Annotated in this window: 12 protein-coding genes; all 12 read right to left on the bottom strand. The window is 40.9% G+C overall.

The genetic code is table 11. From position 1 onward, the window contains the following. Window positions 1-182 precede the first annotated feature (182 nt). The gene (locus NSQ91_RS23635) at window positions 183-1,085 is read right to left on the bottom strand and encodes a LysR family transcriptional regulator (RefSeq protein WP_076304614.1); all 903 of its coding nucleotides are present in this window, start codon (window positions 1,083-1,085) and stop codon (window positions 183-185) included. Next, complete coding sequence (locus NSQ91_RS23640) at window positions 1,078-3,531, bottom strand: beta-glucosidase family protein (protein ID WP_076304615.1); 2,454 nt, start codon at window positions 3,529-3,531, stop codon at window positions 1,078-1,080. Before NSQ91_RS23640 ends, NSQ91_RS23635 begins: the two co-directional genes overlap by 8 nt. 410 nt (window positions 3,532-3,941) lie before the next feature. Further along, window positions 3,942-7,007, bottom strand: a complete 3,066-nt coding sequence (locus tag NSQ91_RS23645) for a glycoside hydrolase family 3 N-terminal domain-containing protein (RefSeq protein ID WP_076304616.1) — start codon at window positions 7,005-7,007, stop codon at window positions 3,942-3,944. Between the two features lie 32 nt (window positions 7,008-7,039). After that, window positions 7,040-7,612 carry a hypothetical protein gene (locus tag NSQ91_RS23650; RefSeq protein WP_076191925.1) on the bottom strand — a complete coding sequence of 191 codons (573 nt, stop codon included), beginning with the start codon at window positions 7,610-7,612 and terminating at the stop codon, window positions 7,040-7,042. Window positions 7,613-8,542: 930 nt separating this feature from the next. Beyond that, window positions 8,543-9,886 carry a GH1 family beta-glucosidase gene (locus tag NSQ91_RS23655; protein WP_076191928.1) on the bottom strand — a complete coding sequence of 448 codons (1,344 nt, stop codon included), beginning with the start codon at window positions 9,884-9,886 and terminating at the stop codon, window positions 8,543-8,545. 1 nt (window position 9,887) lies between these two features. After that, window positions 9,888-11,474 carry a glycoside hydrolase family 43 protein gene (locus NSQ91_RS23660; RefSeq protein ID WP_076191930.1) on the bottom strand — a complete coding sequence of 529 codons (1,587 nt, stop codon included), beginning with the start codon at window positions 11,472-11,474 and terminating at the stop codon, window positions 9,888-9,890. Between the two features lie 43 nt (window positions 11,475-11,517). Further along, complete coding sequence (locus NSQ91_RS23665; RefSeq protein ID WP_256716535.1) at window positions 11,518-12,276, bottom strand: response regulator transcription factor; 759 nt, start codon at window positions 12,274-12,276, stop codon at window positions 11,518-11,520. A gap of 1 nt (window position 12,277) precedes the next feature. Next, on the bottom strand, window positions 12,278-14,104 hold the full coding sequence (locus tag NSQ91_RS23670) for a cache domain-containing sensor histidine kinase (protein ID WP_179086287.1): 1,827 nt from the start codon (window positions 14,102-14,104) through the stop codon (window positions 12,278-12,280). 58 nt (window positions 14,105-14,162) lie between these two features. Continuing rightward, the gene (locus NSQ91_RS23675; RefSeq protein ID WP_076304617.1) at window positions 14,163-15,029 is read right to left on the bottom strand and encodes a carbohydrate ABC transporter permease; all 867 of its coding nucleotides are present in this window, start codon (window positions 15,027-15,029) and stop codon (window positions 14,163-14,165) included. A gap of 1 nt (window position 15,030) precedes the next feature. Continuing rightward, window positions 15,031-15,942 carry an ABC transporter permease gene (locus NSQ91_RS23680; RefSeq protein WP_076304618.1) on the bottom strand — a complete coding sequence of 304 codons (912 nt, stop codon included), beginning with the start codon at window positions 15,940-15,942 and terminating at the stop codon, window positions 15,031-15,033. A 108-nt stretch (window positions 15,943-16,050) separates the two neighbouring features. Then, the gene (locus NSQ91_RS23685; protein ID WP_076191938.1) at window positions 16,051-17,655 is read right to left on the bottom strand and encodes an extracellular solute-binding protein; all 1,605 of its coding nucleotides are present in this window, start codon (window positions 17,653-17,655) and stop codon (window positions 16,051-16,053) included. A 245-nt stretch (window positions 17,656-17,900) separates the two neighbouring features. Then, window positions 17,901-19,925 (bottom strand): beta-galactosidase, encoded by a 2,025-nt coding sequence (locus tag NSQ91_RS23690; protein ID WP_179088190.1) that lies wholly within the window; start codon window positions 19,923-19,925, stop codon window positions 17,901-17,903. Between the last annotated feature and the right edge of the window lie 206 nt (window positions 19,926-20,131).

Below are 20,131 nucleotides of genomic sequence, written 5' to 3' on the forward strand. Positions count from 1 at the left end.
AGGGGATTGTCTACGCTTTCATTTACTTACTCCCCCTCCCTTACATTTTATATATATACGTAAATTTTAAGTTTCATCCTGCACTTTTTATATTACCCCCTATCTATTGAATTCTCCATCAACCAAAAAGTTAGAGGGATAAACTTTTAGTTTAAAGCATAAAAAACAGGTCATATGATGTATTACTCCACATCAATATGACCTGTTTTCTCATTAATATAATTTTTAATATAACTAAGAAATAACGAAACTGCTCTAGTCTGAATATCTCTTTTTCTACTGACCAAATAAATATTCTGGGGAATCTTCTCGATTAATCTTATAATTTTTAAATTTTCATTGCTATAGAACTCTTCCATAAGATCTACTGAAATGGCTAGATATCCACTCTCTTCGCAGAGTATGTGAGCAGTAGCAATATTACTAAATTCATGAACAACATGAGGTGTAAACCCATGTTCTAAACATTTATCTATTAAACTGTGCTCTTTCCCTTTTTCCACAGATTTCAAGACAAGTTGTTCATGTTCTAATTCCATTATCGAAATCTCATCTCTTCCTGCCAACCGATGATTTTTGGATACAACCGCTACTACTTCAGATAATTGAATTAATTCAATTTCACAATTATCAATTTCCTGCTGTCCCAATACGATCCCGACATCAAACTCCTCTTGAAATATCCGGCCAATTGGATACTCATCCGGGAATTCTCTTAGTCTCATTTGGAATTGTGGATACATATTGGTAAATCCAAACAATATATCTGGTGGAACAGAAGGTGTTGTGGAGAAATTAACCAAGACATTTAAAGTGCTCTTTCCTCCACTCATGATACCAATTTCTTTCTTGATATCATCCATAAGATAACAGAGATGTTTAGCCCGTGCATACAATAACTCTCCGCAATCAGTAGCCTCCATTCCATGGGGACCTCGGAAGAATAACTCTGCTTCTACATCTAATTCTAACAGTTTTATAGTTTTACTTAATCCTTGCGGAGATATAAACAAGTCCTTGGCCGCCGACGTCACGCTTTTCTTCTCATACACTTTAATAAAACATTCTAATGCGTCTTTATTCATATCTCTGCCTACTGCCTATTTCCAGTGTATTGATGCTTTTACGGTATTTTCGCATCTTTCTTCTTTCTTTTATTACATGATTCAATCCTTTAAAGAAATGCCCGTTTGCAATCATTAAAATCCCGTCCAGCATTGGCATATTCACTACACCGCCCGTCATTCTTGCTATTCCTCTGAACGGCATATGATAAATGGACATCATTATTAGATTCGCTGTGTCCCGCTTGCCTATTTTCCTCAAAAACCAATGTGCAAAAACGATTGTATGATAGGCTAATCTTGCAAATCTGCCCTTTGCATACTGACATTGCGCAATCGTATCATTGTAACTAAGCGGTTGTGTCCGGTCCCATGTGGATATAGGCACCTTATCTCCAAGCAAGTACTCAAATTCCTCTAGACCGACATTATTTACTTTTCCAGAATAATACGATGGAAGCTTAACCTTGTTATATGGGATAGGAGCTCCCGTCCCCTCTACCGCAAGGATACCGGTTAGTCTGATATCAGCGCTTGAAGCACCAATGATAATCTCATACTCCGCTTCTTCAATTTCCCATTGATTTGTTGTTACATTAAAATAGCGGAATGTCTTGTCGTCAAATGGAATAGTTATCGTCTTCGTTTGACCCGCATTTATAAAAATCTTAACAAATCCCTTCAACTCCATATTAGGTCTGAATATTGCATCAGATTTACATCGGATATAAAGCTGCGGAATTTCCATTCCGGCAACTCGCCCCGAGTTGGTTAGCTTAAATGTTACTCCCTCCTTAGCAATCTGAATATCCGAGTATTCAAAGGTTGTATAGCTGAGCCCGAATCCAAACGGAAAGAGCACATCAATATTGGCAGTATCATAATAACGATAACCAATAAAAATACTTTCCCTATACTCAACAGTAACCTCTTTACCTGAGAAATGAAGAAGAGAAGGTGTGTCCTCATATTGGAGGGGGAATGTTTCAGCTAATTTGCCTGAAGGATTCACATCACCCGACAAAACTCTAAGAATGGATCGTGCTCCTGCTTGTCCGCCTAAATAACCGTGTACTAATCCTCGTACTTTACCAATCCATGGCATTTCAACTGCAGAACCGCAAGAAAGAATCGCCACAATATTGGGATTAACATTAAATACGGCATCTAACAAATCTATCTGATTCTCAGGAATTTTCATATTCTGCCTGTCAAGTCCCTCTGCTTCAGTAACTTCATCCAGGCCAATATATAGAAGAACAACATCTGCTTTTTCCGCAAGCAGGCATGCGCTTTTTACTTTTTCAATATTTTTCTGTCCGTAGCGTTCAAAGCCAGCTTCAAAACCAATACTGATAATTCCCGATTCTTCAAAACAATTTAATGTATGATCCAGAATGGTAGGATTTACAATAGAGGATCCTGCCCCCTGGTATCGTGCATCTTTGGCAAAATCTCCAATTACCGCAACTTTTTTACCGAATTTCAGCGGTAGTATATTCCCCTCATTTTTTAATAGGACAATAGACTCTTCCGCAGCCTTCTGTGCTACTCTATGATGCCTTTCCACGTCAAAATCAACATGAATCTTCTTATAGGCTTCTTCTGTTGTAAAAATAAGCTCCAGTAATCTGTCTACACATTCATCCAGTACTTCTTCTTTAATTTTTCCGGTATGAATCGCCTGAATAATTTCCCGATCTGTTTCCCCTGCGGTTGTTGGCATTTCCAGCTCATTACCGGCTAGCAGTCCGGCTATGCGATCATTACTGCCGCCCCAATCAGTGACCACCACTCCGTTAAAATCCCATTCCTTCCGCAAAATCTCTTGCATTAAGTGCATGTTTTCATTGGTGTAAGTCCCGTTTAACTTATTATAGGAAGTCATGACGGTTTTAGTTTTGCCTTCTTGCACTGCAATTTCAAATGCAGTCAGATAGATTTCTCTGAGTGTTCTTTCATCAACAATTGTATCAATAGCCATGCGTCTTTCTTCCTGATTGTTAACAGCAAAATGCTTCACACAAGCTGAAATTCCATGTGATTGAACACCTCTAATATAACCAGCAGCCATTTTACCGGCAAGATAAGGATCTTCACTGAAATACTCGAAATTTCTACCACATAGGGGATTTCTCTTCATGTTAACACCAGGTCCCAGAAGCACGTTAACTTTCTGTGCAACAGCCTCTTGCCCAAGATATTCTCCGATTGTCTCCCCCAATTCCACATTCCAGCTATTCGCTACTGTCGCAGCTGTTGGGAAGCAAGTTGCGGGAATCCCTGCATTAAGTCCAAGCTTATCTGATGCTATTGCCTGCTTTCTAATCCCATGCGGACCATCGGCAAGAAACATACTACTGATTCCAAGACGATCAATATTTTGAGTGGTCCAGAAATCTTTCCCTGACATTAGGGAAGCCTTCTCTTCTAAAGTCATTTCCTTAATTAAATCTCTATATTTCATCTTTAATTCCTCTTTTTAGAAGCTTTTAATTCAAATGACATAAAATCAATACTCCCTCTCCCCATAAACTGGAAGTACAATGGATGAGTTCCATCCCATGCTTGCCTGGAATAAGAATGACGATTAGTGTGTCTATGGTAGAGTATATACCACTGATTTTTTATTTCAACTAATCCGCCATGCGTATTTCCAAGATAATTCACACTCCTACGCTTATAGGATTATTACTGGTGGCTTAGCACAATTCATGCATGAAAATTGTAATTTCCTGCAGATATATTACATACTCCTCCTTTCCGGAATTTAATATCCAATCTTAAGCAAAACCTCTCATTAAATATACACAGGCTGCAAATCACCAATGTGAATTACAGCCTGCGCTTTTTATTTATTCTTTTACGTACTTACAGCTACATTAAAAATGCTTTTTGAAGGAGCGGCAGGACAACTATAAAGAATACAATGGCGATAGTAACAATGGCAATACCTAATACTATCCAAAGGATACGTTTTGCCTTTTTGCTCATTCTCTTACGGTTTGCATATTGCTCATCAGTCATTCTTACTTTTTTCACTACTGAAATTATTCCGAATAGAATACCTACAGCCACTAACAAGTCAAATGCATAAAGAATAATTTTGTAAACAGGAGTACCTGCTTTATAGTCAGAACCGTGTTCAAAGCCGTTCATTGCCAGACTATTTACGGTATTATACAACACATTGTGTGCTGCCTCCCTAAGCTCGTATCTGCTCCAATCCTGTTTTGCATCCGAAAGTGTGTTTGCAGCAGTAGCAAGCACTAAATCCATACCTGCAGAGAGCATCATGTCAACAGATCCACCAGTTTGACCGCTTAAGTAGTCCGTTATAGCAACACCCTTGAAGCCCCATTCCCCTCTTAAAACATCTGTAAGAAGGTTATAATGTCCGCTTGTCATTTTCGTCCCAATACGGTTGAGTGCTGTCATAACACCGTGGGCATCCGCTCTCTCTACCGCATACTGGAATGGCTTGAGATAGATTTCCCGGATTGCTTGTTCGTTTGACCAGGTCGCTACATGACCATTAGCAGCACGATTTGTTTCTTGATCATTGAGTGCAAAATGCTTCAGGTATACATAAACTCCCTTAGACTGAACGCCACCAACTTCAGCTACCGCTATTTTCCCTGAAAGAATACCATCTTCTGAGAAGTATTCAAAGTTTCTTCCAGAGAAAGGTGTTCTATGGGTATTAATAGCTGGCGCATACCAACCGCTTGTCTTTGTACTAATACCATCTTCACCGATGAGTTTCCCCATCTGCTCAGCAAGTTCCACATTCCAGGTAGCCGCCAAAACAATTTCAGCCGGGAATGAGAAACTGCTCTCTCCAGAGATAAAGTTAGCAATCCCGGATGGTCCATCGTATTCAAATGTCTTAGGTTTGTTGATACTGAGTATTTCAGATGTACCATAACCACCCTTGCCAAACAAAGAGTGCATTTCAGAAAGTTTCATTTGATTAAGCAGATCATCCCACATCGGATCGTTATAATCCTTACCTCGTAAATCAACTAATTCCAAACCGTTGTCTGTTCCATAGGTATAAGTTGAAGATTCCGGATAACTGTTGCCCTCAGGGACTCCCGAAGCAGCTCGACCCGTCTCCTTCAGAGCAGCTAGTGTATTCTCGTCTGCAGTTATAGTCCCAACAGTACCTGCTGCGTCTGTAACATTAGATACCCCTTGCATGGTTCCGGTAGCATAGGTCAGAGCACCGTTATCCATCATTTTCCAATTACTTCTGGTGAGATAGGTATAATCGCTGATAACACTTTCATCAAATTTATTAGTAATGGTACCGCCAGAGGCGGATTTGTCCAGCTTAGTGAATTCATTCACTGTGTATGTGCCAACCATAGCAGCATCACCAGCTTGTGTCATTCCGTTATCCGTTGTGTATTGTTTGGCAGCAAGAATATTATTCACCCCAGCATGTGCATCAGGAGCTGCTGTAATATGATATTCACCGTCTTCTAGAATATATGTTTTTGCTCCCTTCGCATCATAGGATTCCATTTCTTCTTTGCCAAAGGATATTTCTATGGTTTCGGATTGCCCCGCTTCAATCAGTCCTGTTTTCGCGAATTCAACAAGATTTACAGAGGCCTTTTCGATTCCGTTTTCTTTATCATAATCAGTGTAGGGTGATTGATAATAAATTCCTACAACATCCTTACCTGCAACTTTCCCTGTATTGGTTACTGTTACTTTTACAGTGACATCTTCCCCATTCGGGGTAACACTGTAATCACTCCATTTGAAATCTGTATAGCTCAATCCGTAACCAAACGGATACTTCACAGTAGAATCATAATTATAATCTCCTACATTTTCCGTTCCCATGACAACATCTTCATATCTGGTTTCATAGTATTTATAGCCGACATAAATACCTTCTCCATAGTTCACATAGGAATAATCTGTAAGCTTGCCACTTGCATCAGCGTAACGATAATCACCGAAGTTCTGCATAGCAGGAGAAGAGAAATTATCGTATACATAGGTATCAACCAATCTGCCGGATGGATTGATTTCACCTGATAGAACTTTACCCATTGCATTAATACCGGTAGCACCTGTTCCTGCCACCCAAAGGCAAGCATCAACTCCGAATTCTTCCTGATCCGCAAAACCAAGTTCCATAGCACCGGAACTGTTAATAATAACTACTGTTTTTTCGAAGCCTGCATCTTTAATCGCTTTCAACAGGTCACGTTCGTTCGAATCAAGTTCAAGATAACTCTCGTCGGAAGAGCCTTCATGTCTGGACATCTCTGTAGGTAAGTCACCGCCTTCACCGCCTCCGCGTGAGAAGATAACCACCGCCGCATCTTTATAAGCAGAATAACTGTTTTTTACTTCTTGTGTGAATTCTGCTTGAGGAACTTCATCTACTTTCCACTCACCTTTAGCGGTACCATCACTTGCCGCAGTACCAATGCCGCGCTTATGTCCGGAGTTTGCATAGAAATTTAATAGCGTTTCATTAATTTCAAAACCTGCATCACCGATGGACTTACTCCATGAATTATCCAAAGCTTCACTAACTTCACCGGAACCCGAACCGGACGCTGCCCCGATAGAAGAAGACAGCCCGAACAAACTGATTTTAGAACCGGATTGTAAAGGCAAAACATCATCATTCTTTAATAATACGGTACCTTCCCCAACAATCTGTTCAGCAAGTGTCTGCTGTGCTTTGTGTAATTCATCAGTGGAGCTATATTCACTTTTATAGTACTCTGTGTCCACTTCGGAAGTACCCGAGGAAGTAACACCTTCCCCAACCGTCCCCATAAATTCGCCTAAAGCCTTATCCCAATAAATAGCCACACTATTAAGCGCAACGACTACGCATAAAATAACAATATACACACTAGACCATAGGATCAGATAGGGCTTTTTTTTCATCCTTTTTTTACTTGACACAGAATAATCCTCCTTTTTCTAATTCGCGTGCGTTATTCATCATCAGAGCTAGTTGCTTCAGCAAAAGTAAATGAATCGTTATCGGTATCAACTGTAATTGCTACATCTTTGGCTTCGCTCTCAGCATAGTACGGTGATGAGAAGAATTTCGAAGGTTCAATACTTACACCTTCCGCTTTTTGCACAGTCGCGCCTTCAGAAGCTTTGCCTTCAGAGTTCGTTTTGCCAGCTTCTTTTAGCTGTCCCCAGTCCTCATTGAATTCCACATCAGTCGGTACTTTCAAAGTCACCGCAGTACCGTCGTTCGTGTAGCTACCAGTAAACTTATAAGTCAAAGCAACTTTTGCCGTTTCTCCGCTAACAACTTTGGTGTATTCATAGTTTCCATCCTTGTTCAGAACCAAAGTGTTCTTCTGCGTAGCATTGATAGCAATCAAATATCCGTTACTAGATAAATTCCCTGAAAGTTGCTCAGTCGTATAGTCAATGGAATAAGTACCGGAAATATCTTTACTTCCGCCACCACAGGCTGCAAGTCCTAGAGCCATAGTTGCAACCATCACAATTGCCATAAACCGCGTTTTTAAACCCTTTATATTTTTCATAAAAATCCTCCGTGTTTTTAAATTTTAAGGAACATTTAAACAGATTGTTAACCGCTTACATCATTACCTATCTTTGATTACTGTCTGACAAACATAATTTCTAATGGAAAAAATTGCATCTTATAAATTTTCCCCTTTTTTCATACGAATCAAATTACTCCGTCCGTTATATGCTTCCCTTTATAACATGCTTTCCTCCCTTTCACCATCTCCTGTAATTAATTTCATGTAATGAATCACCTTTAATACATAATCGAATTTAACACACTAGTGCATATATACATATCAACTAAAAGTTTAAGGGTATAGACTTTTAGTTGATATAAGATAAAAACTGTTCAAATGTGGATTTCACAGATGAAAAAGAGCTTATCTATGCTCTATTTCGACATTAGTAGAACCCACCCAATCAAGTTCAGTTTACTTATTGGATTTTTTCAATTGTCTCTGATAAGATAAGCGAAAATAAAGATGCTGCAGAAGTGGCTTATAAAGAAGGGTGCTTAATGAAGAAGAATCCATCGACTCACTTATATTTCCTAGCATGTATCACAGCCATTTTATTATGGAGTGCTTCTTTTATTGCTACAAAGATTGCATATCAAACTTTTGCTCCAATTCAGCTTGGGATAGTTCGTACTGCATACACCTTTATGATATAGTTATTGGATATTCACTAGGTATTCACAATGCTTATATACCCAGTGTTTTAATTTCACTCATTCATTTCTCATTTTTTTACTATCTTTATTACAAATCCAAAAAGCTTTCAAAAAACCTATATGTAAAGAATTTTAAAACTTATTAATTTATAATGTCTATCCTAAAAAATCAATAAAGTTAGTAGTAGAATAGCGCCTCTCCGTTAATGGAGAAGCGCTATTTTTGGGTTTTGTTCCATCGGGGCTTGCTGGCAGTAAGAACCAACAGTTAAGTTTCTAGCCACCCTTTAGCTATTAGTTTTTCGTACCAGTAGAAACTGTCTTTCTTCGTCCTTTCAAGCGTGTTATAATCCACGTGGATCAGCCCAAAACGTTTGCTGTAGCCGGAAGCCCATTCAAAATTATCCATTAGAGACCAAGTAATATATCCCTTTACTTGCACACCGGATTCTATTGCCCGACTGAGTTGAATCAGATGTTTACGCAAGTATTCAATCCGCTTCCCGTCATGAACTCTGCCCAAGGTAGGCTCATCATTGTAGCATGCCCCATTCTCGGTAATATAGATAGGGATGGGTCCGTAACGCTTTGTAATATGTACTAGGACTTTATAGAAGCCGCGTGAATAGATCGGCCAGTTGAAATCGGTACGTTCATAGCCTTCATCAATGTCTTCCATATCAAATAAGCCTTCACCTTTTTTATAGCGTCCGGCCGATCCCATATAATAGTTGATACCGAGAAAATCAATCCGTTGGTTAATTGATTCCATATCACCAGGTTGAATATGCACATGTGCTCCTTTAGCTGCAAAGGCTTGTATCATAAACTCCGGATACTCACCCTTAAGTAGAGGGTCTATGAACCATTCTACCATCCAGCCCACTCTGCGGTAGCAGGCTTCTATATCCTCCTGTCTAGAGCTGAATGGTTCACGCCAGCTGACATTGGGAGCGTACCCGATTTGTCCGGACAAGCCAAGTTGGCGAAACCGCTGAACGCTCTTTCCATGAGCGATCATAATATGGTGGGCAACGTCAATGGCACTCTGCAGATTCTGTTCACCCGGTGCCTGATCTCCTTCGTAGTGAGCTTTAAAGGATACACACCAAGGTTCATTGAAGGTTACCCAGTACTTGATTTTGCCGCTGAATTCCTTGAACATGATTTCGGAGTACCGGACAAAAGCGTCGATAGTATCACGGTTCTTCCAGCCACCCAGATCCTGCAAAGCCTGCGGAAGATCCCAGTGATATAAGGTGCAAAAAGGTTCAATTCCATTCTCAAGCAGATTATCGACCAAGCGGTGATAGTAGTTAAGACCTTTAGCATTTACTTCACCCGTTCCATTCGGCAGAATTCTCGGCCAGGAAATCGAAAATCGGTAGGTCTGGATGCCAAGCTCCTTCATAAGTGCGATATCCTCTTCATATCGATGATAGCTGTCGCAAGCTATATCTCCGTTGTCCCCATCATGCGTATTTCCCGGAATATGTGCGAAAGTATCCCATATAGACAATCCCCGGCCGTCTTCATTAAAGGCTCCTTCAACCTGATAGGCTGCCGTAGCCGCTCCCCAGAGGAAAGAATCGGGGAATTTAATGATTGCCAAATTAATTACCTCCTTCACGTGTGTGTTCGGTATAGCGGAAATAATCGAAATCCGCATGCTTGCCTGTACCACTTAAATCCTGAACGCAGAGACCTATAAAATTGCCTGTAAACCTTATAAATTCTCCACCCTCATCTGAAAGATGCAGAATATTCAACTTCGGACCAATCGGCGTCCATTCTCCATCATTTATAGCGTAATAAAAGCAGGCTTCCCTGCCAAAGATGACGACTTTTAACTTGCAGTATTCGGCTTCCTCGATAGAAATTTCTGCATCCGAAATTTCTTCCCACTTACCTTTTACACAGCGGACAAGCCCAAGGCATTTGCCGAGCACCTCATCACGGCTGATCCGCAAATATACATAGTCTTGAGTGTCGTAGTATAATACCATCCCAGCCATCTGCTGAAAATGATCAGGCTGAAACTCCAGCATAGTCTCCGCTTCACAGTTTATCCCTTGCTGGCGACGGGCAACAAGACTCTGGCGATGCTTCGAATTAAACGATTCTCTTCCACTCAAGCGCAAATATCCAGGACGTTCTGTTAGTGTAAGCCATGTATCATCTGCCGGCAGCCTCAGCGTATTCCAATGGATTCCTAATTTGCTGCTGTTGAAATGATCGGTATCCGGTTCATCAGGAAAAGTATGCTCCGGCAAAGAGAACTCATGAATCATAGAAATCGGAGCGTTACCCCCGCCTTTAATCCGCAGCCAGCCCTCATCATTCCACTCCATTTTTTGAATTGCTGTTTCACGACCAAGGATGCAAAAATCATCAGCTACAGGCCTTCCCACTAAATGTACCATAGCCCATTCTCCTGCTTGAGTTTCCACTATACAGCCATGGCCTGATTTTTGAAGATATAACTCTTTCCGGTTTGAAGAAGTCAAAATGGGGTTTTGCGGGTCTACCTCATAAGGTCCTTCTATACTTTTAGAACGCGCCATCGTTGCGGCATGATCATATTTGGTACCGCCTTCAGCGGTTAACAAATAATAATAACCGTTCTGCTTGTACAAATGGGGTGCTTCAGTGGATCTAATCGGAGTTCCTAAAAAAATATTTTTCCGTTCGCCGATTAGTTTTCGCTGCTGTATGCTATATTCTTGAAGGACGATACCCCCAAATGAATTGTGCTTAGCGCGGTGATCCCATAGCATGTTGACAAGCCATTTCCGTCCATCTTCATCATGGAATAACGACGGGTCGAAACCGCTGCTGTTCAGATAGACAGGTGAGGACCAGGGACCCTCAATAGACTTTGCTGTGACGAGATAGTTATGAGTATCCTTAAACACACCTAATCGGCTCTTTACATCTGTATAAATCAAATAAAAAAGCCCATTATCATATGTCAAACAAGGGGCCCAGATTCCACAGGAGTCGGGATCTCCAACCATATTAAGCTGTGATTCCTCTGTAAGAACATGGGTAAGTAGCCGCCAGTGCTTTAAATCTCTTGAATGGTGAATCTGTACTCCTGGAAACCATTCAAATGTTGAGGTTGCGATATAATAATCTTCACCAACTCTAACAATAGATGGATCCGGATTAAAACCTGATAGTATTGGATTTTCAATCATGAGGACAACTCCTTATACATATGGTATCAGCGTTTAAAAACTTCTAACTATGAATTTTCCTGTATTCAGTTGGCTTGCACCCGGCTGCTCGTTCAAACACTTTGGAAAAATGGGTCGGATCGCTGTAGCCCACCATCTGAGCAATTTCATAAATTTTCAGATCGGTTTCGGTCAGCAACTCCTTCGTCCGCTCCATCCGGACTTGCGTCAAATATTCGAGATAATTCTGTCCCGTTTTTTCTTTGAAGAGTTGGCTTAAATAATTCAGGTTCAGATAGAACCGGTTAGATAAATCTGCAAGGCTTATATTATTGTTAAAGTTATCGGCAACGTACTGTTTAATCTCAGTAATAATATCCTTTTTTGAAAAAGAATCCTTAGCCGGTGGCTGATACTTAGCGAGCAATTCACCGTGAACGCGTTCTTCTTCAATTTCCTTGATAATTTGATTCGTACAGTCTTGAAGTTCCTCTTCCTCAATAGGCTTATTCAAATAATATCGTACGCCCAGATACATCCCTTTACGCGCATACTCAAATTCAGCATACCCGCTAAGGATAATGAACTTGCAGGCTACACTTTCCTTCTTAAGCTTCTCTATCATCTCTAGTCCGTCTACATGCAACATTCGGATATCTGTAATTACAATTTGGGGCTGTAAGCGACGCACAAGCTCATACCCTTCGTCTCCATCGTAAGCACAGCCGATAACTTCACATTGTGGTAGATAACGTCGTATTATGACCTTTAACCCATCAATAATCCCTTTTTCATCATCCACCAAAACCATAGTATAGTTCAACTCAGTTCCCCCTTGATGAATCTTGAAGTGGGATTCGCATTTCAACAACTGTTCCTGCCTCTTCATCGGAACGTACTCTTAGAACATAAGTATCTCCATACTGTAGTCTGATACGTTCTGCAATATTGTAAAGACCAATTCCACCTTCACCATTTCCATCATCGGTATTTTGATACATTCCGCCCAAATCAGATAAACACAGAAGTTCATTAATCTCAAACGCCTTTTCGGCGGTCATGGAATACCCGTCATCCGTGATTCGAATCAAGACATCTCCAGTCTCTGTGATCTCCTCTTCGATTGTAATATGCAGTTGACTATCATAATTATGAAAGCCGTGTTTAATACTATTCTCAATGATTGGCTGAAAAACAAGTGGAATGATGGGAGTCCCTAGCACTCTATCGCTTAAGCGAACATCAAGCACAAACCGGTTATCGTAACGGATATTCTGCAGAAATAAAAAATTCGCAGCGTATTCTACCTCATGTTTTACCAGATTGTATTCACGCTGTTTGCCTAGAGAATGTCTGAACATACGGGCTAAAATTTTTATCATTTCGGCGATGTCGTCTTGTTCTTTGACCACGGCTTTCATCCGGATTGATTCAAGAGTGTTGTAAAGCATATGCGGATTAATCTGTGCCTGAAGGGCGAGAAACTGTGCCTGCTTGCGCTTTAACCCTGCGAGGTAGACATCCTCGATAAGCTCCTTGATTTTTATAATCATTTTGTTATAGCTTTTGACCAGATTACTGATCTCATCATTAGCCACTGGAGCCTGAATAAGCGACGTATAATTTCCAATCTCCACCTGCTTCATACTGCGCCTCAGGTTTAATACAGGTTTGGTGATCTTATAGCTGAACAGTATTGAAAGCAGTGCAATGAAAAACAGGAACACTATGATCGACCATATTGTCACATGTTTAATATTATTAATTGTGGCCAGAAGATTTTTTAGTGGAATCTCTGTATTAATCCGCAGTCGTCCGTCATACGCATCTTTTGACAACACAATATTGTCCTGCCCGCTCCTAGAAAGATCAGCAAAGTACTTGTCGTCAATAATGTCCTTCCATGCTTTCTTCCCAGTGGCACCGTCAGAATGATATATTAACTCGCCTTCATCATTAGTGATAATCATCTTGATGTTATAACGGTTGCCAAGCATTAGGAAATCCTCATTCAGATTAATCAGATGGACAGGGTCCATATCAAGTAAAATCATCCCGGCATAGGACCCGTTATAATTACGGAGTATCCTTCCGACCGTAAATGTGGCATCTCCTTTTGAATTTCCGTAATAACTTTTATCATGTATAGGGGTAATAAACAATGCTGTTTCGGATCCCCGAATGTGTTTATACCAGACTTGCTCCACCAACCGATCTGTATTCACCTTATCGGGAGCTTTGGTATAATCATAAATTTTCCCATCTGCACTAATCAGCATCACTGTTTCAATCTCTGGATATTCCATAGACATCTGTCCAAAATATCCTGAAATCACCTTTTGGGTCTCAATCGAATCTTCCATTGTTAACTGACTGCGGTTATTCATAATACCCATAATATCCGTTTCCTGAAGTACCGAACGAGTTATCCTATTGGACTTGTCTACGAAATCATTCAGGTTCGTGGTCGCCTGTGAAATGTACATTGAAGCAAATTCCTTGGATGCTTGCTCCACACTTTTTGCGGATAAATGGTAGATAGTAAAACTGATTACGATAATCGGAATGATGGAAGCCACGAAATAGCTGAACATCAGCTTGTTCCGTAGCTTCATTTCACCAATCCGTCGGCGTATCGCGCTAATTATCATGCTGTCTCCCGCTTTCATATTAGAATGAACAGTAGGGCGACAGCGCACGAGTTACAACTTATCCTTTTACGGAACCCAGCATTGCACCCTTAGTGAAGTACTTCTGTAAATAAGGGTAAATCATTAAGATCGGGACAATTGCAAACACAATGGTAACTGCACGAAGCGTTCTGGCACTGTAGTTCAGTTGTGACATATTACCCACTATTTGCAGTTCGTTGTCACTTGTAATAAACTGTCTTATTTTTATCTGCAGTGGATACCAGTCCGGATTCTGGATGAACATTAGCGGATGCTGGAATTGATTCCAAAGCGTCACCGCATAGAATAATCCAAGTGTGGCAAGTACGGCTTTGGACAACGGAAGCACAATGTTGAATAATAACCGGAAGTATCCCGCCCCTTCAACAACAGCAGCCTCCTCAAGCTCATGAGGGAATTCCTGAAAAAAAGTCCGCATTATAATCAGGTTATACGCAGTAAGTATATGCGGAATAACAAGAACTAACGGATTATCATACAGACCAATATTTTTCATCGTCAAAAAGTATGGAATTAGCGGAGCCTTAAATACCATGGTTATAACTGCGGCGACCATGACAACCTTTCCTATCGTAAACTCTTTTTTAGTGAGTGGATAGGCCATTAGCGCGGTGATCAATAAGCTTAGAACGGTCCCAACAATTGTCGCAACTGCCGTAACCCCGAATGATCTCCACAGATCTGGCCGGTCAAGTACGTATTTCCATGAGTCCAGTGTAAACCCTTTCGGCCAAATCGTCACATGGTTCAGTTCTACCGGAACCCTTGAACTGAATGAAACGGACAAAACTGAAATTAGGGGAATCAGAGCAATTACCGATAATATAATTAGAAAAGCAACGATGCATTTTTGAATGACTTTTTCACTAAAGGACATTGACATATTACCACAACCCCCCGCCCGTAACTTTTTTTGAAATTCGGTTGAAAACATAAACAAGTACAAATCCAATAATGGCCTGGAACAGACCGACTGCTGTAGCAAAGCTGTAACGGGCTTCCTGAATACCCGACCGATATACGTAAGTATCAATAATATCTCCAACGGAATACGTCATTGGTGTAAGCAAAGTGAACACTTGATCGAAACCTAAATCAAGGAAACTTCCAAGATTAATCAAGAAAAGTACTAATGCGGTTGGTAGTAGAAGAGGTAATGTAATATGCCGGACCTGTTTCATTTTAGAAGCCCCGTCAATAGTGGCTGACTCGTAGATCTGGGGATCCATAGAACTGATAGCCGCCAAATAGATTATTGTTCCCCAGCCAGCCTCCCGCCATATAGAAGTGAATACATAGATCCAACGGAAATAACGTTCATCCTGCATAATCAGGTTCGGTCCATAACCAAACCAATCGCGTACCGTATTAAATATCCCATTTAATGAAAACATGTCGAAGGCAATACCGGCGATAATTACCCATGATAAAAAATGCGGGATATAAAGTGCAGTTTGAATCCCTTTTTTCAGCAGTACTGCCCGGACTTCATTAATCATAAGAGCCAGTATAAGCGGTACCGGGAATATGACAACGACTTTTAAAAAGCCGAGAATCAGCGTATTCGCAAAAATACGATAAAAATCAGGAGAATCAAACAAAATCTTAAAATGCTTGAAACCAACCCAAGGACTGTTAGCTATCCCTTTAAATAAGGAATAATCTTGAAAAGCGATAATAGATCCTCCAAGAGGAATATAGCGTAGTACAATGAAAAAAAACAACCCAGGCAAAGCCATGAGATACAACGGCCAGCATTTTCGCGCATGCTGATAAAATCGACCAGTAGCTTGCATATGGATTCTCCACTCCATCCTGTTTATTTATTTGTTTTAAGAAAGAAAAGGGCAATCCGATAGCAATCAAACTGCCCATTCTCCTTAAGTTTCTATTTTTTACTTCCGTTACTTTTCGAGCTTGGCATACCATTCTCTTGCTCTTTTTGTTACCTCTTCACCACCAGAACTATTCCACTTATCCACAAACTCATCAAATTTATCGATGGAATAGGTTCCGATAATAATTTTTGTCGCATATTCATACCAGAGTGTATTATTCTTGATATCCGGATAATCGGTATATACGGTAGAAGGCAAACCATCACCAGCAATAATTTTTACGTACTGCTGAAGATCCTTCATGTTCCGAATGCTTTGTTCAAATTGCCATTTATCGCTTTCTGATGCTGATTCAGTCAACAATTGCTCTTTAAATTCAATGTTTCCAAATTGATCGTATGAGTTTAGACGATTTTGCTGAGTACTCTTATCATCTGGTAATTTGGTTTTTTTACCATCTACTACACTGTAATGCATGCCTTCCGCTCCCCAGTAAATGTCCATCCATTTGGATTGGTCAGCAATACCATCAAGAAACTTTAAACTCGCCTTCAGGTGTTCATCATCTTGTTGAGCACTTACCACCCATTCAGGATTCCCCACTTGCTTAGTAGTAATAAAACCTTGACCCTCATATCCAGGAGCTTCAAGAACCGGAAGTACCGAGAAGTCTGCCTTCACACCAGTAGATTGTTCAATGAGACCAAGATGGAGATAGGATGTCTCAGCCCATTGAAAATAACTTCCTACTAGATTCCCATCCACTTTTCCATCCCAAGCAGCTTTGTCATTAAGAAATGTCTCTTGATCCATTAACTGTTCCTTATAGAGTTTGGAAATAAAAGCAAGAGCATCCTTCATATTGGGTGAAACAGCCGAGTATGTTAATTCCCCATTATAGATATCCCAATCTGGATATCCCTCGACCATAGCCACACCATACATATTGAATAGGTGATCCATCCACCGGGCATTTTGTCTGCCACCGGTAGGAACTTCATCCGCTGTACCATTACCGTTTGGATCTTTTTCTTTAAACGCTTTCAAAACATTCACATATTCATCTTGAGTCTTTGGAATTTGCAACCCTAAAGTGTCCAGCCAGTCCTTACGGATCATACCCGTTGTTCTCTCATATCCTTTAATACCTGGAATCCAGTAAATTTTCCCTTGTCCTGTCGGGTCATTTGCTTTAACTACATTCCACACATCTTCAGGAATTAGCTTCCATAGGTTCGGTGCATATTCAGGCAACAAGTCTGTCAAATCTGCAATAGCACCATTTTTGGCAAGATCGGTTTCATTTCCATTCCATGGAAGAAATACGTTTGGCATTTCACCAGCAGCAATCTTCATATTGAGAGTGTTCAAGTAGTCAGTGCCGCCATTCCATTCTACATAGGGGCTAATGACACCAACACCAAGTAAATCGGCATATTGATTGTATAACGGACTATCTTTCTCAATTCCCTTATAGCCAGTATTTGGCCACCAAACTTCAAGATCAACGACTTTACTATCTGTTGGCCCCTGTGTACTTCCTGCATTGGTCGTTTGAGCACTGTTTGTTGACTTAGCATTCCCGTTATTGTTGTTCGAAGAGCAGCCAGCAATAATACCGGGTAATAACACTGTAATCATCATAGTGCTAAGAATTTTTCTTCTAAGCATCCATATGTTCCCCCTTTGATAATTTTATTTAGCACAATTTTTAGTTTAATAGCGTTAATGATTGCGCTTGCATTTAGATTATACTATTAGCCTTAATGCTTAAACCGGGAGATTTAGGATTTTACTCAGGTGTTTTTAGGATTTAAGAAATCGCTTACTTTATTCACCAAAACCGAAACAAGCCGGTGTATTTGCGCTCCGGCTTGTTGGAATTATATAACATCATGTTGTACCGTTGACTATATTTAGGTGAGGTCCGAATGTTCAAGAACCTCTACGCCATAAGGCTTCAGCACCATTTCGCCTTCAACTACATTATCTGAAAATAAGCTATGGGCTTTCGCGGGCAAGATTACAGTCTGCTCCAAAGCAGTCGTATTTACATAAATTGCCGAACTACCCATTTGGCGGGCAACGACACCGTCCGGAGTAGTAATTCCCTTCCGGATATCCAACCTTTCATAGCAACCCTCAAGCAGCGCTTGCAGAACATCTGCTTGTGCAGGAACAGCTGTATATATGGCTGTCCCCTGTCCATAATTATTTGCGGTAACAGCCGGTAATTCCCGGTCAATATCGGTAAATACAGCCCAGGTCTCTGCCGTGTTAGGTTCCAGAATCTCATAATAATCGATTGGTGTATCCATAATTTTGTCGCCCATGCGGATCCGTGGCGATTCACGGCGGAGATTCATCCGCTCCTTCTGAAGTCCGCCTTCGTTCGCATCGGAAGTATGATAAATCGGGCGTTCAAATGCACCCGCACGGATGCCGAATACATCGCTGAGTCTGCCCGGCAAAGTTGAGCTGAACACCTGGTTATTTTCATCTACTTTAGCAGAATACGCTGTCATAATAACCGTTCCGCCTTTTTCCACAAATTGACGAACCGCTTGGGCAGAAGCTTCGTCCATAATGCAATGTCCGGGAATCAATAGAAGCTTGTAATCCTTTTCAATTTTCCGCAAATTCACAACATTGCACTCTGTGTTGTCTGCCATCAAAACCTGATACGTTGTTATAACTTGTTTCAGATAAGCAGTTTTGTAGTATGCCTTCTGATTTTCGGAGACTTTGAAAGCTTCATAAGAATAGGCAAGTGCGATCTCGGGATTTGGCATATAGGGTAATCCCAAATCAGTTAATTTATCGAGTTCAGAAGTGAACTGCCGGAATTCATCCAGCTTTCTTCCTGGGAGACCATCATGGTCCAACAATCCGTAAAAATATTGTTCTTCACCACCCAACATTGATCGCCATGTCCAGGCACATATAGTCTCTGCACGAAATAATAAAGCCAGATAGGCATACATTCTTAGCACACCTTTTGGTGGAGCATATGCCCCAAACGACCCTGTTTGAAATTCCAGACACCAAATTGGCTTGTCCATCTCGCCTATCCTATGGTTCATTGTAAAGCAGGTTCCGTGAAGAGCGTTTCTATCTTCCGGATTGACACCAGGATAAAATCCAACTCCTGGAATATCAAATGTGCTTCTATAAGCCTTTAAATAATCAAATCCATAGCCTGGATGTTCTCCCCAGTGATTGGTCGACTCTCTGGCATTCGGGGCAATCCTGCGGACTATATCCCTTAATCCCTTTAGATAAACTAGCTGTTCGTCCGAGAAAAACCGCCACATGTCCAGCATTCTCTCTGGAGCTCCATTCATCGCACCTGCCACAGGGAACTCTGCATCCTCGAAGCTGTTCAATTTGCGTGACCATCGATGCGCAGCCCAGCAAAGATTTAAGTGCTCAATCGTAACATACTTTTCTCTCAGCCATCCCACATAACGCCGACGTGCCTCTTCTGAGAAGCTCGGCGTTCCGCTACCCACCTCATTACATAGTCCCAATGCATAAAGGGCTGGAGCATCTGCGTAGCGTTTGCTTATTACTTCGGCAAAACGGTAGGCATATTTCTGGAAATCCGGATTTCCCACATCATCCATATACCGATGAACTGCAGCAAGCCGGTTACCGTTTCGATCCGAAAGGTCAATTCCTGGATATTTCTTGTGCAACCAAGTCGGTGCAGGACGAGTTGCAATATCAAGCACAACCTTGATTCCAGCTTCCACAAATAGTTCCATCACTTCATCAAACCATTCGAACGTGAAATTCCCTTCCGAAGGTTCAAAGCTGTCCCAACATAGATGCCCCAAGCGAACGAGATTGAATCCGGATTCCTTCATCAATTGAATATCAACTGGCCAGCGTTCCCGAGGCCAATCATGCGGATGGTAGTTCGTTCCTACATTAATCAATTGTTTCACCTCATTAACTTAATAGTCTAGTTTCAATATATAATCGTCCTTTCACATAATAACAGAGCGCTTACATACTTATAACTGACAGAGTTAGGGACTTTCTAGGGTATTTTTTTGATTTTAATTTTCACCTGAGTTTTAATAGATTCTGTTCAAAACACCTCACACTAATCCTCCATCAAATGTATTTAGAAGAGAATTAT

The organism is Paenibacillus sp. FSL R7-0048, from assembly GCF_038004505.1.
Classification (GTDB): domain Bacteria; phylum Bacillota; class Bacilli; order Paenibacillales; family Paenibacillaceae; genus Paenibacillus_AQ; species Paenibacillus_AQ odorifer.